Origin of the sequence: Paenibacillus sp. GYB004, assembly GCF_036577605.1 — a bacterium.
Classification (GTDB): domain Bacteria; phylum Bacillota; class Bacilli; order Paenibacillales; family NBRC-103111; genus Paenibacillus_AB; species Paenibacillus_AB oceani.
In genome coordinates this window covers 1-13,348 of record NZ_JARBDB010000043.1, presented here as the reverse complement: position 1 = coordinate 13,348, position 13,348 = coordinate 1, and the positions used below count along the sequence as shown (strand labels likewise).

Here is a 13,348-nt window from a genome sequence, read left to right as displayed (position 1 = left end):
GCGAAAAGCGCTTCAAAAGCAACTCGATAGAATGTATACCAAGCCGGAACAAGATCACCTTGAGTTCAATATCGACAAGGAGGACGAGCACTCGTATTCCTGGAGGTTCAAGAACAAAGAGAGATTCATTGAATTGGTGTATGGATACAAATCGAAGACAATAACTATTTGCAGTAGGGGGTAATTCGAAGCCTGCCGTGTGGTCAAAGGCATCACAAGAAAGAGCGTCTGATCAGTTGGAACCTGCTCTTTTATTTACAGCACCACTTTCCCCTGATATCCAAGTCGGTGATGTAGAGCAGACATCTCCTAAAGCGGTAAGCATTGACAGCAGATTGTATGTCATTTTAACATATAAATAATCTAATGAGTTTCGGATTTGAGGAGGGGCAGAGTTTGGAAAATAAAGCTTGCACTGAATGCGGGAACAAACACTACGCAAAAGGATTATGCGTAAAGTGTTATCATCGAAATAGGAAAAAAAGTGGCACGCTATCTTCTGTTTACATAAATAAAAAGTCATCCATACTTGCCAATGTAGAAACGGCAACACCAACAACCATTAAAAAGTGTGCTGCATGGAAGTGTAATGGTGAAGTTTATGGGATGGGTGTATGTATGAGGCATTTTAAGGAATGGGATATGGAATCTAGAGCGATCACTGGTACGAAACGTTGATTCAATTAAAATGGAAAGTCTAACCCAAAACAGTACCGCGGATGAGGCTTTTTATTATCACTATGAGTATAGTAGTCTAACCTGAAAACGGAATCGAGTTGAAAAGGCTTCGCTGGTAACTGTCCACAATACAAAGAAAAAGGATAGATTACGATACAACATACAGATGCCGCACTGTTCAACGGACAGCCTGCCGCATTTTCATTTGAAAGGTGTGGTAACCCCATAAAACCTAATTTAGAGGAGAATATAGCAGAGATAAGGAAAGATTCTTGCAGCGGTAACGCCGGGACCGTGGGTATAGGAAGAAACGGACGATGGGCACGTAGTTCGAATGGGAACAGCAATTGAAAGTCAATATCTAGAACTGGAAAACGGGGCTAATGCTAAATTAATCGCCATAGCTCCCGAAACGACTGAATTTCTACTTGGGGAAGTAGAGAGACAGGCCGAAGAAATCGATAGACTTCAAAAACGAGTCCAAACCCTCGAAACTGATTATGCCAACGACATAGGTGAGTTTGGACAGGAGTCCAAGAGACTGCGTAAAGCGCTGCAATTCTACGGCGACGAAAATAATTACCACCGCAGACAAAAAGATGCTGTATTCTTCTACCCGGCCCCAATCGAGGATGACCTGGGCCAAAAGGCGAGGGAGGCACTAAAGGAAGGAGAGTAACTTCTTTCAATCCGGGCATTTGCAGACTGGGACAGTAAGCGGTATGATGTATATTCCCGCTCCCTCGATATTCCAAGGCGCGATCGGCTCAATTTCGTCTGTCTTTACAACCTGACAACGGAACCCACAACGCCCGCTTTTGTTCGGTGCTGACGTGCTCCACAGTCAAGCGTGCCGCCTGATCCATTGCAACCGACCCGACACCCGCGTATCTGTTACGCATCCGTTCAATCGCCGAGCTATACTCGAGCAGCGGATACTCCTTATCCACCAGGCCTTCTGTGTAAACCCGGGACAGCCACTGTAAGCCTTCCGTTCCAACATATCTATGACCACCCCGAACCAGCTGGGACTGCTGGTAAAAGCCTGCTCAACCAGGGAGAACGAGCCAAGGTTGGCACTATTTGCGTACCCGGTCATACTTGGCGAAATGACGAAGAACCTCGTACATCTCATCAATCGTGGTGGCCGCTGCAAACCAAGCTTCTCGTGCCAGTCTTAGCGAACAGCAGGAAACGCAGTGTCGTGGGATCGCCGGGGGCGTGAGATGCTATAGATGCTGACGTCTCGTCGAACCGGTAAGGGTTTCCGATCAACACCAAGTCCGCCGGTTCTCCGGCCGCGGGCATGACGTTCGTATTTTCATTGTAGCAATCCGGAAAGAATCATCGAGAAGCGAATTGGTTTACTAATGCGCCTTCATTTACGCTTGAAGCAGTCCGGTGGCTTGGACGTGCTGACGTCCGCCCGTGTCGTTACATTGAAGTGGAACCGCTCGTTTGGATCTCCAACCGTTACCATCCGGTCGTACGGGCTCCATTCGACCGCAAGCCCGCTCGCCTCGGCCGTCATTCTGAGGGGAATCCAGATCCGGTGCGGTACCATATAAGGTACCGCGTCAAGCGGGATCTTCCGTACGACGCCGTCTTCTTAAATTTCAGCATCCGGCTTACTGGCACGGAAGATCCATGTCGGACCGGCACGACGGGACGCTGTCAGCTTCTCTTCTTCCGGTTCCCATTTCAGTTCGTATCCAAGGGCTACAAGGCTTACTAGTAGTTCCCTGGCGGGAACCATCATCGTACCGTCAGGCGTAATGGTCCATTTCACTGGACGGACTGGCACATTTTTGAACACGAGCAGCGCCGTCAGTCTCACCTGCATACTCAGTATTCGTTGTCTCGTAAGTAGTTACTCCAGCTGATAGTTCGACATGTCCCGAAACGGCTTCATTCCGAGTGAAGCAGCCATCGTCAAGCATAGCCTCACGGTGACCGTCTTCATCGGATTTCTGTGATTATAGCCTTTTTGCCGTTCGACACATCAATGATTTCTCTCCACTCGTCCAAAGTACACTTACCCATTAAGCATGAAACTGTTCTGTTAAGTCGCGGACGCATTCCATTCAGCGAGAAGTAGCGAGGTACAGCCAACTCCGCTTGTGGTGGTGCGTCAAATCGGAAGCATCTTTATTCGTTCAGCCAATCTTACCATGCCTTTCGTAAACACCAAGCTGTCTAGCTCTATTGAGAATCTCTATCAGGCTCTGGTAATCTTCCGATTGTAATTGCTGTGGTTTTTCATTTTCAAGTTTGATTCTGAGGGAGTTTATTTCGTTATTTCGCTCCATCAATAATCCTTTTTGCTTTTCAATTTGTTCCATCAAGACGTTAACGGTCTCCAACAATTGCTCAACAATTGCGCGAGGTAGTTGAACATTCGGATGATCATGGGGTTTTGGTACCGATTTCTTCGTACTCCTCATTTTAAGATGTTGTTTGCTTTTTTTAGCTTCAAGTATTCTTTCACTGTACTGCTTTCTTACGGTCGAATTCCATCTAAAACCACATGCTCCTGGAGTACGGTCAAGCTTTTCGCCAATCATCTCGAACGCAGTCAGTTGTGATTGTCCCGATTGAATATGCTCAAGTATAACAGTGGCTAGTAACTCGTCCTCTTCAGGTTTCCATGTATCTTTTCTTTTAAGCACAATGATCCTCCTCAAATTTGTAAGGTATAAATCCCATTGTGAACATTTTTTTATTGAATATACTGCAGGGGATGGAGGGGGAAAGTAAATTCCTTTTCGATCGAAGATTTTGTCCGTATAATTGGTTTAAAACCATTTAGGAGGGACTTTTACGTGCGGACGATATACGATTACAGTCTCGCTTGAAGAGAGAACAAGGTTATTCATCTCGATTTCAGCCCCGTATATTCGGTTTTCAACTTATAGAATTGGATGACTCTGGATATTTATAGTAAGACAAGATTGACAAAATTTCTTGATGAGCGGTAACCGAATTATTGCTTGTCAGGACTTGCACGGAAAAACCGTTTTCGCATACCACGCAACCGTTAGCGCATCAAGGAGCAGAATCAACAGCACTCCCAAGAAATGACTGAAAGCCTTGAATTTCTCGCAATGATGGATGCGGCAACCGGCTTAACGCCAATCAGGATATATAAGGTTGCGGCTCTTGATTAATTGAGATTCCTTTAGAAGAAATAGGAAATTATTAAAGCCTTTATGACGAAGCTGCTGCTGACTTGGTATAATAGAAGGAAGGTATCGAGAAATGGAGTGAACGGTATGGCCGATTTCTGGAATAAATCATTCACACTCATGCACAAAAATGAACTCGTGGCTGAGATTGAACTGGATGAAGCGACAGTCTCCATTTCAGCAATTGGACAGGTCTATTCGAAGCAGCATGTGCCAGTAGGAATACCTGTCAAGAAGGGGAAAATAGACCGCGGAGCACTGAATGAATGGTGGAGAGGCCGTGCGATTCCGGCCAGCCGAGACGGGATTAAAGAAGCGCTTATTGAGTTGAACCTGTCTACGACTCAAAAGCTGCTGGATAAAAGCTACGGACTCAGCTTGTCGGATCAATACTGGATACGTCCGTCTGCATCGGATTTAAGGTGGAGCGCCATTAACTTTTTCGACAATCCCTTTTCGGAGGATGTGGGGAATGTATTGTTTGGAAAAGGTTCGTCAGAAGCGATGAGCCTGATGTCGCCGGACAACACATCTGATGGCTGGCTGAAAAAGAAATGGGCGATTATGGCTGGCAAACGTTGTCTGGTCAAGGGGGGAAGCGGGGCGACCCAGCAAGAACCGTATAATGAAGTAATTGCCAGCAAGATCATGGAGCGGCTGGGCATCCCTCATGTTCCGTACACGTTAATGGAGCAGGAAGATTACCCTTACAGTGTTTGTGAAAATTTCATTACCCCGCAGACTGAACTCATTACTGCCTGGTATGTGATGCATACCCAGCAAAAGCCAAATCATGTTTCCGTGTATCAGCATTATGTGAACTGCTGCGAGGCGATGGGTATCCCAAGCGTTGTTAAGGCACTTGACCAAATGATGGTGGTGGATTACCTGATTGCCAATGAAGATCGGCATCAGAACAATTTTGGCGTGATTCGCCATGCGGAGACGTTGGAGTGGGTCGGGCCAGCGCCGATCTACGATAGCGGCTCGTCACTCTGGTTTTCCAAGCCGATCGGATTGATTCGTGCAGACGGCAAGCTAACCTGTAAGCCGTTCAAGCAGGATCATAATGAGCAGATCAAGCTGGTGACCACTTTCGATTGGCTGGACTTGTCCGCGCTGGACGGGATTGAAAAAGAGGTGCGGAATATTTTCCATGGTTCGATCTTTGTGGACGAAGATCGCGCTAATGCAATTTGCCTGGCTCTACGTGGACGAATTGAACATTTGCAGGAGATGATTAATTCCCAAAATCCGCAGCGCTGGGTGGATGACCACAGTACCGATGTGAAAGAGAACATTGCATACAGCGGTCTACAGGAGGAAGAAGATAAGTAAGAACGCTAGATGCTTATTACGGTGAGTGGTGGAAGTAAACGGAACAGATTATGTTTGAAGTATCTATGAGACTGAACGAATATGAATGGAATGAAATCTTAGATATAACGGATGATTTTATTGTCTTTGTAGATTGGGAAGCGCGGGAGGGAGACTTGACAGTAAGCGTTCCAAATGAAAAAATTGAAAAACTCATTAAAAATAATAACGGTTAATCGTCATTAAGGGGGTCTTTCATTAAAACTACTTCCATTTATTGTGTGCATGATTTACCTATAAACTATCGTCGAAATATTTGAGTTAGAACAAATGTCTTATTCTTGGATTTTTCATAACCTATCAGGTAAGAATGTTTTAACTCCAATAAATTCCAAACATTTTGTTCCATATTAATAATTACTTTTTCACCTGTATTGGCCCTTTCGCCTTCTATCCACCACTTAAGTTTTTGTTCTTCTTCTTTTTTATCCATAACTTTGATGACTTCTGCATGACTTTCAAATTTAGGTTCTTTTTGTTGGCATGATGATACGAGTAGTGATGCTGTGCAGATGATAAGAATAAAAAAAAGTTTATGCATACAAGATCACTCCCTTATTCTTGGACAGGAACAATTTATTTACATTATCAGTGTATTGTTATTTATAAGTGTCAACAATAGAGTTGCAAAAGTTTCCTGAAACGGAGAACCAAGAGCGCGGCCAGCGGCACCCGGCCCGGCTTGGGGAAATCCGGAGAACCAAGCTTACGCTGGAGTCCTGGCTCCCTGGCTGCAGGAGCAGTGTCGTGGCGAGCCGGCCACGTGCGGCCGTATTCCGGGGCACCGGCGAACCAACTGCCGCTGATCCGGATGACCAGGCATCGATCGAGTACTGGCTCCTGCTGCAGGAGATATGCAGCAGCGATGCTGGCCACATGCGGCCGGTACCCGGGCCCGATCCAACTGATGCTGATCTGGATGGCCAGACATCGATCGGAGTCCTGGATGCCCAGCAGCAGGAGCTATGTCGCGACAAGGCTGGCTCACCCGACGCCGGGGCGCCGGTGAGCCAGCTGCTATAGATCCGGATGGCCAGACCGCGATCGGGGCCCTGGTTACCCTGGTGCAGTAGTAATGTCGCGGCGAGCCGGCTGCGTGCGGACCGTCCTCTTTGAGCCGGAGGGCCAGTTTCAGCGGATCAGTAGACCAGACCGCGATCAGTGTCCCGGATGCCGGTTGCTGGAGTTATGCAGTGGCGACGCTGGCCGTGTGCGGCATGCCCGGACGCTGCCGGGGCAGCTGCTGCAGATCCGGATGGCCAAACCGCGATCAACCTCCTGGATGCCGGCTGCTGGAGTAATAGCCGGCGGATCAACTGCTACAGATCCGGAAGGCGAGCCCGCGATCAGCGTATTGGCTACCGGCTGCAGGAGTAATGCCGCGACGAAGCAGGCCAGTGCGGCTGGTACCTGGGACGCCGGCGAACCAGCTGCTGCAGACCCAGCTGGCCAGCCTGCGATCAGCGTCCCTATCGGCTGCAGAAGTAGTGCTGCGGCAAAGCTGGACAAGTGCAGAAGTTTCCCGGATGCCGGCGAACCACCAGTTGCTGCAGTCCTGAAGGCCAGCCCGCGATCGCGCTCTGGACGGCAGACGGTACATTGATAAGGGGAAAGTTTTAATCGCATCTTGGTCATCTGAACTTATGTGAATTATGAGATAGTAAAAGCTGACGCCTTGAAGGCGTCAGCTCTATAGAATTGAATTAGTGGTGCAATCTTTTGAGTCCAGGAATTTCTGATCATTTTCTTTATCACAGACCAGTACGCTTACGTTTGCCTCAGTATAAGCGTTCACTCGGCAGAACCAAACCAAATATCTATCGCATAGTAGGTTTGGGTGTTTGCAACACCCGTATCTTGAATCGAGAAACATGATTTGGTATACCGCTTTTAGGAAGGTAGTGGTAAGATTGTTTATTCATGGACGAATGGGAGGACGAAGGAGTGGGTTCAAGAATAATGCATGTAATTATTGCAAATAGAATTGCTGAGCGTCTTTCGATAGAAGATAGAACGCCGTTTTTACTTGGAAGCATTGCTCCAGATGCTGTTACAACTAAAAACGAATCACATTTCTTTACAGGTGAACATCAAGACTATTCTAGAAGTGTAGACTATAAAGGATTTTTGAATAAATATAGTTCACAAGCAGATAGTCATTATATATTGGGATATTATACACATTTAATTGGTGATGAAATATGGCTGAAAGGTTTTTATCTTTCTTGGTTGAGAAACAGAATGGATGCCGATAAAGAAATGCATGGTTTATACCATAATGATTTCAGGTTACTAAACGGAAAATTACTGGAGCACTATGGTTTAAGAGATGAATTGAGAAAGTTATTATATTACATTCCAACAATCATTGACTTACAAGAGGTTAAGTCCAAAGATGTCGAAGAATTCATTCCTTATGTTCTGGGAGATATGGAGTACGCAAAGGAAGTTGCAAATCAAAAACTTAATGTTTTTACGTTTGATCAAATAGTAGGTTACATAGAAACATCAGTTGATTTGGGGTTATTGAATTTAAAACAGGCTGCTATCCTGCACCGTTTGTCCAGTGCTCGTGAATGGATAACTGCCCATCTTTAGAGAAGATGAGTGTCTTGAAGGTTATGGAAGTAAAAGGCAAAATGGAAAGTCCAAGGCCATCCGTAAATGATGGCATTAAAACTTGCCGTTACAGACAGCGGGGAGAACCGTACCATAAATAATGGTAAAGCCTTGTTTTTACGCGGTTTTTAATAGATTTTCGAGCATATAGGCCAAAGAATAAGAAAACTTCGGAAATCCATAGGCCTTACTCAGCAGCAGCTCGCAGATCGTGTCAGGGTTCACGTTTCTTTTTTAGGCCATGTAGAGCGTGGTAATCAGAATATTTCTGTAAAGACTCTCAAGAGGATCTAAGAGCATTAAAAAATTTCCCCAAAAGAATTTTTTTCTTTTTGATACTGCTTAACGAGACGAAGAGACCGGCTTGCCAGCTTACATCGGCCTCTTGTCATGAGTTTGGAATGGTGATGTTCTCAAATAATAAAAGACAGCCAATAGAGCTACCTTTACACTATGAAATCGATATTAGTTCTTGCCCTCGTCTTCTTGTATGGAAAGCTCACTAGGGGCATAATATTCGCAATTATCTAATTGTTTGAAGCCTTTATCCCATGTAAGTATCGGAATACCAAGCTCTTTGCTTATAACGCTGAGCTTTATGTCAACGAAATCCAACTTTATTTTTGCGAACAACCTTAACGTATCACGAATGGTTGTACTGGCTTCGACGCCATCTGCTTCAATAAGCAGCAGAATCATCGATGATATTTTTTCACGAGCCACTTTATAAATTCTATCCATTACGAATACCATTTCCTCAATTACTGCATCGGTAAAGACAAGTACGATTTCTCCGTTGTTCACTTTTTGTAAAACGGATCGGGTGCGAAGATACATGAGCTCCGCCGCAGCCCGTTCCGCATCACTTTTCGCTAAGGCAACGTCATGGTTGCCAACGAGAATCCTTAATCCAATATTTGCGTCCGCCGCGTACTTTTGCATGAACCATATGCCTCCTGTTATCTTTGACGGGCCAAGTCATCAGTAATCAGCTCCTCTCGGTATTGATCTCTGACTTCTCTTACGTCTATTAAAGATTCATCGATATCCCATACACCAAAGGCGTCGAAAATCGATTTTTTCTTAATACCACGAACAATGACTTCATCACCGATTTGTTCAAATTCGAGCTTATCACCCTCCTCAACACCGAGTAAGTTTCTGACTTTGATGGGTATCGCAACGACTCCTTTGGCAGACAGCTTTCCGGTTTCAAATTTTTTCATAATATTGTTTGTGTCTCCTTAAGCGCGACCCTGAAAGGTACCATAAGGTAGATAAAGTTATATGGTGTTTGGTCTGTTTGGTCGTGCATTTAATAGTGTTATAGGCGCCTGTTTACGGCATATTATCAACTAGTTCTACAACAAATTCTTTGAATTAAATTAATTTTCTGTTGTATGACGCTGGTCTGCCGCACAGCTTGTCATTTTTCACGTTTGTTGGTGCTAAAGTTTCCTAATAAAATGTTCCCCAAAAGTGTTACTAAGTAAAGTGTTCATCCATTACTTTCTGAAATAAGGTTGTTTAAAATCATGTGGTAACTATCTTTGACTTATTTTTACCATTCACCTCCTAGTGTAAACAGAGTACGCCTTAACATTATTTTAGATCACACCTCGTTAAATGTCAAACATTTATCAAGAGTTTAACTTTATTATTTATTTACTTATTTTTAAAAGTGATACTTTTTTTCAAAATCAATCTACATATTCGGCAACTAGTGGTTAGCAATCGCGTCATCTCAAGTTATTTAACATTGGATAGAATACTTGCCAACCCACTTTACAGAATGTCCCTTCTGTAAAGTTTTTTTATGTCGCACTGGTGTAAGCGCGCTTACAAAGGCAGGCGAAGGGAACAATTAAGCCGGATCAACAAGATCCCCACCAGCCGAAGCCAGCGGGGACACTGCTACCCGATCCCTAACGTTCTCATTACGGAGATTCAGTTACGGTAATAACGAGGTTTGCAGTTAATACCGGAGTAATAACAACAGCTTGAGTCGTGACACTCGGACAAGGGACCGTAATATCAAGGTCGACCCCTAGTATGGGCAAGAGATCAATGGTGACATTGCCTCCAACCTCGGGAAATGGAACGGCTGTTATCAGATTGACCCCCACCGGAATCGTTACAGGCGGAAGTGGTGGAACGGTTTGAACGATAGAGGCCAGAGTAATCGTAACCAGGCAAAATGTCGCTGCTCCCATGTTATCATCTTCTCCTTTCTGAACTCAGTTTATGAATCTAGCAGAAGGGTGTTCTTGTGTTGATAAAAATGTATTCCTGTTACTAAGTAATTTAAATTTCTCAGCAACACTTAGTATGTAGGGGAATACTCTACCAGTGAGGTCCTTTTCAGGAGTAGAACATTGCCAACACCTAAAAGACTGGATTTTATTTGAAATAAAAAGAATGGGAGGGTTGGGTGAGCCCCCCATTCAGAGCACGTAGAGTACGCTGCCCAGAACTCCAAGTGTTACAAGCAAGGGGTAGTATCAGGGTTTATCCGGTATAGAGCATTTCCGTCGCATCCGGATAACTTCCTTATCCTATTCCTTGTTGTGATAGCTAATCTATGCATTTCCATCAATAGATGTGTAGGCTTCACAATAATCTTTGTTCAGAACGATATTGAGCCTGGTCATCCATTTAATCACTTTCAAATAATCCTCTCCTCGGCCTTACGACACAACCATTGCTGGGTCGTATAATAGACGCGGCCTTTGGATGTTTCGGCTTTCGTCTTTCGATGATGCATACGCGAAGTAAAATCATTGTCTGCATTATGTGGACTCAAAACGCTATTGTAATCCGCAAGCACATGAATGACGAACATCGGAAAGCCGTATGAGGGAAAACCTCACGTATGGTTTGATGAGGAGGGGCAGAATTATCTGCTCTTCACTAGACCAGGCCAAAAGGTTTACAGTTCGACTCTCCAGTTTCCCATCATCTTGGCGACTCCCGGATCTCGGTACGATAAGAATAGACTCTCCCGTGTATCGAGGGCGGAAATGTGTTCCATATCATCCGCGCTCAACGTAAAATCGAAAATGTCGAAGTTTTCGACGATTCTCTCTTTGTGTATCGATTTTGGAATGACAACAACTTCTCGCTGAACAAGCCAGCGCAATACGATCTGGGCGACGGATTTGTTGTGTTTTTCTGCGATCGAGGTCAGAACTTCGTTGCAAAACAGGTTATTACGTCCTTCAGCGAACGGCGCCCACGACTGGTGTTGCACACCCTGCTCTTTCAAGAAAGCACCGCTCTCTGTCTGCTGGTAAAACGGGTGCGTTTCAATCTGATTGATAGCGGGCACGATTTCGTTATGCACAATGAGGTCCATCAGACGATCCGGCATGAAGTTACTGACCCCGATAGCCTTGGTTCTGCCTTCACGGTAAAGCTCTTCCATCGCGCGCCAAGTGCCGTAGTAATCGCCGAACGGTTGGTGAATCAAGTACAGATCGAGATAGTCGAGCTGCAGCTTCTTCAGGGACTTTGCAAACGCAAGCTTGGCACTCTCGTAGCCGGCATCCTGAACCCAAATCTTGGTCGTGATGAACAGCTCTTCACGCGGTACACCGCTGCGCTTGATCGCGTGTCCGACCGCTTCCTCGTTAAGGTAACCGGCGGCGGTGTCAATCAAGCGGTAACCGGCCGACAGTGCTTCGTACACCGCGTTCTCGCACTCTACAGCATCGGGAATCTGGTAGACGCCGAAGCCTAGGATCGGCATTTTCACACCGTTGTTCAAAGTTACAGTTTGCATTGAAATTCCTCCTATGGATCAAATGTATAACAGCAACCGGTGCGTATCCCGGAAATCGGGGACTGGAGAGGGAATTCCGATTACGGCTCAGTTGCATTACAATAAGCTTAGTACCTTCGTGTTACACGAAGGCAAGAGGCTATTATTCTTTTTTTCAAGGAGGATTCCACATGTATACAGTCAAAGAAGCCGCACAAGTCACGGGACTCACCGAGCACGCTGTGCGCTTTTACACGGATAAAGGTCTGGTGCCAAGCGTACAGCGCAATGAGAATAATATTCGATTATTCGACGAAGAATCGATCAACTGGCTGCATGGCATCAAATGCCTCAAGCAATCCGGGACGCCGATTGGGGCCATTAAAATGTATATCGATTTATGTCTCGAGGGGGACTCCACCATTTCGCAACGTTACACACTCATGATGGAACATAAGGAAGCGGCGCTCGCTAAGCTCGAAGAGGCCAAACTGCACGTTGCTCATTTGGAAGAGAAAACAGTCCTATATCAAGCCATACTAGAGCACCGCACCCCAGATACAACCAATCCCGTCAATTGGGACAGAATTCAACATATGCATGGTGACGTATTTTATAAGGCTACACAAAGAGTTTGAATGTCGAAGCCGATTAACCAGTATCAACTGATAGCCCTGTTGCGGTGAACAGTATCACAGTGAATCATTACGCTACCCTGAAAATAACTCATAGCGCGTATCCCTAAAAAAGGCAATACGAAACAAGGCGCAGCAAGCCAAGGTTTTCGAGCTTTCGGACGGTTTGTCTAACGATAGCGTCTTGGTGTCGTTTCTCAAAGTAATCTGAACCTAAGTCCCTGTACTCTTCCTGTCGGGTTAGCAAATAGTAAGTGATCGTCATGATCGAATGCGCAACGGCAACAGCGGCCCGGCGTTTTCCTTTGCGGGCGGCGATTCGCCGGTATTGGGCTCCAAGGTAGTTATCAGATCCCCGTATGGATTGAGCTGCTTCGGTGAGGGCGGAACGGAGATACTTGTTGCCTTTGCGCGTTTTGGAGGACTTGCGTTTGCCGGCACTTTCGTTTTGACCTGGAACGAGACCGACCCATGAGCATAAATGTGCTGCACTCGGGAAACGCGAAGCAATGTCGGTTCCAACTTCGGCAAGGATTTGCTCAGCGGTTCGCCGAGCGACCCCCGGAATGCTGTCCAGTCGATCCAGGTCCTGCTGAAAAGGGGCGAGCCGTTTGGCTACCTCTGTGTCAAGCTCAGCGATTTGCTCCGAAAGGAAATCGATGTGGGTAAGCATTGTTTTTAGCATCATGCGTTGGTGCGAGCTCATGTTTCCGCGGAGCGCCAGCTCAAGCTCTTCTTTCTTTTTCTTCATCGTTCTGCGTGCGAAACCAGCCAGCGTTTCCGGATTCGACTCGCCATTTACCATGGCCTCGAGCATGTCCCGGCTGGAAAGTCCCATAATATCGGACACCACGGAAGCAAGCTTGATGTTGGCGCCTTCGAGAACTTTCTGTATGTGGTTATGCTCACGAGCTCGCTCCTGAATGAGGCTTCGGCGGTAACGGACCAGTTCCCGCAATTCCCGTTGGTTTCGGTCAGGGATGTAGCTTGCTTTGAGCAATCCATGTCGGAGGAGATCGCAGATCCATTCGGAATCCTTTACATCCGTCTTTCGACCAGGGACAGCCTTCATGTGTTGGGCGTTTACGACGAGA

General features: G+C 45.9%; 16 protein-coding genes. 8 read left to right on the top strand and 8 right to left on the bottom strand.

Annotated elements, in window-relative coordinates; translation table 11 throughout:
* Window positions 1-396 precede the first annotated feature (396 nt).
* Entirely contained in the window at window positions 397-678 is a 282-nt protein-coding gene (locus PV433_RS18380; protein WP_332073520.1) for a hypothetical protein, read from the top strand.
* 334 nt (window positions 679-1,012) lie between these two features.
* Window positions 1,013-1,357, top strand: coding sequence for a hypothetical protein (locus tag PV433_RS18375; protein WP_332073519.1), 345 nt, complete (start codon window positions 1,013-1,015; stop codon window positions 1,355-1,357).
* A gap of 699 nt (window positions 1,358-2,056) precedes the next feature.
* Here PV433_RS18375 and PV433_RS18370 read toward each other — a convergent pair.
* Window positions 2,057-2,266: a stalk domain-containing protein gene (locus PV433_RS18370; protein WP_442951549.1), complete on the bottom strand. Its 210-nt coding sequence runs from the start codon at window positions 2,264-2,266 to the stop codon at window positions 2,057-2,059.
* Window positions 2,267-2,834: 568 nt separating this feature from the next.
* Window positions 2,835-3,347 (bottom strand): RsfA family transcriptional regulator, encoded by a 513-nt coding sequence (locus PV433_RS18365; RefSeq protein ID WP_332073517.1) that lies wholly within the window; start codon window positions 3,345-3,347, stop codon window positions 2,835-2,837.
* Window positions 3,348-3,950: 603 nt separating this feature from the next.
* Between PV433_RS18365 and PV433_RS18360 the strand changes: the two genes are divergently transcribed.
* Complete coding sequence (locus tag PV433_RS18360) at window positions 3,951-5,201, top strand: HipA domain-containing protein (RefSeq protein ID WP_332073516.1); 1,251 nt, start codon at window positions 3,951-3,953, stop codon at window positions 5,199-5,201.
* A 280-nt stretch (window positions 5,202-5,481) separates the two neighbouring features.
* Here the strand turns inward: PV433_RS18360 and PV433_RS18355 are convergent, their stop codons facing one another.
* On the bottom strand, window positions 5,482-5,781 hold the full coding sequence (locus tag PV433_RS18355; RefSeq protein WP_332073515.1) for a hypothetical protein: 300 nt from the start codon (window positions 5,779-5,781) through the stop codon (window positions 5,482-5,484).
* A gap of 324 nt (window positions 5,782-6,105) precedes the next feature.
* On the opposite strand from PV433_RS18355, the gene PV433_RS18350 reads away from it, so the two are divergent.
* The 4 genes from PV433_RS18350 to PV433_RS34155 all read left to right on the top strand — a co-directional run bounded on the left by PV433_RS18350 (window position 6,106) and on the right by PV433_RS34155 (window position 8,153).
* Window positions 6,106-6,249 carry a hypothetical protein gene (locus PV433_RS18350; RefSeq protein WP_332073514.1) on the top strand — a complete coding sequence of 48 codons (144 nt, stop codon included), beginning with the start codon at window positions 6,106-6,108 and terminating at the stop codon, window positions 6,247-6,249.
* 388 nt (window positions 6,250-6,637) lie between these two features.
* On the top strand, window positions 6,638-6,799 hold the full coding sequence (locus PV433_RS18345) for a hypothetical protein (RefSeq protein ID WP_332073513.1): 162 nt from the start codon (window positions 6,638-6,640) through the stop codon (window positions 6,797-6,799).
* A 385-nt stretch (window positions 6,800-7,184) separates the two neighbouring features.
* On the top strand, window positions 7,185-7,838 hold the full coding sequence (locus PV433_RS18340) for a zinc dependent phospholipase C family protein (RefSeq protein WP_332073512.1): 654 nt from the start codon (window positions 7,185-7,187) through the stop codon (window positions 7,836-7,838).
* Between the two features lie 156 nt (window positions 7,839-7,994).
* Complete coding sequence (locus PV433_RS34155) at window positions 7,995-8,153, top strand: helix-turn-helix domain-containing protein (RefSeq protein WP_442951548.1); 159 nt, start codon at window positions 7,995-7,997, stop codon at window positions 8,151-8,153.
* A gap of 171 nt (window positions 8,154-8,324) precedes the next feature.
* On the opposite strand, the gene PV433_RS18335 is transcribed toward PV433_RS34155, so the two are convergent.
* From PV433_RS18335 to PV433_RS18320, 4 genes are all read right to left on the bottom strand, one after another.
* Window positions 8,325-8,801: a hypothetical protein gene (locus PV433_RS18335; protein ID WP_332073511.1), complete on the bottom strand. Its 477-nt coding sequence runs from the start codon at window positions 8,799-8,801 to the stop codon at window positions 8,325-8,327.
* Between the two features lie 17 nt (window positions 8,802-8,818).
* Window positions 8,819-9,085 (bottom strand): AbrB/MazE/SpoVT family DNA-binding domain-containing protein, encoded by a 267-nt coding sequence (locus PV433_RS18330; protein ID WP_332073510.1) that lies wholly within the window; start codon window positions 9,083-9,085, stop codon window positions 8,819-8,821.
* A gap of 711 nt (window positions 9,086-9,796) precedes the next feature.
* Window positions 9,797-10,072: a hypothetical protein gene (locus PV433_RS18325; RefSeq protein ID WP_332073509.1), complete on the bottom strand. Its 276-nt coding sequence runs from the start codon at window positions 10,070-10,072 to the stop codon at window positions 9,797-9,799.
* A 716-nt stretch (window positions 10,073-10,788) separates the two neighbouring features.
* Entirely contained in the window at window positions 10,789-11,640 is an 852-nt protein-coding gene (locus PV433_RS18320; protein WP_332073508.1) for an aldo/keto reductase, read from the bottom strand.
* 170 nt (window positions 11,641-11,810) lie between these two features.
* Between PV433_RS18320 and PV433_RS18315 the strand changes: the two genes are divergently transcribed.
* Window positions 11,811-12,257 (top strand): MerR family transcriptional regulator, encoded by a 447-nt coding sequence (locus PV433_RS18315; RefSeq protein ID WP_332073507.1) that lies wholly within the window; start codon window positions 11,811-11,813, stop codon window positions 12,255-12,257.
* 103 nt (window positions 12,258-12,360) lie between these two features.
* Here the strand turns inward: PV433_RS18315 and PV433_RS18310 are convergent.
* On the bottom strand, window positions 12,361-13,348 hold a 988-nt coding region (locus PV433_RS18310), incomplete at its 5' end, for an IS110 family transposase (protein ID WP_332073506.1).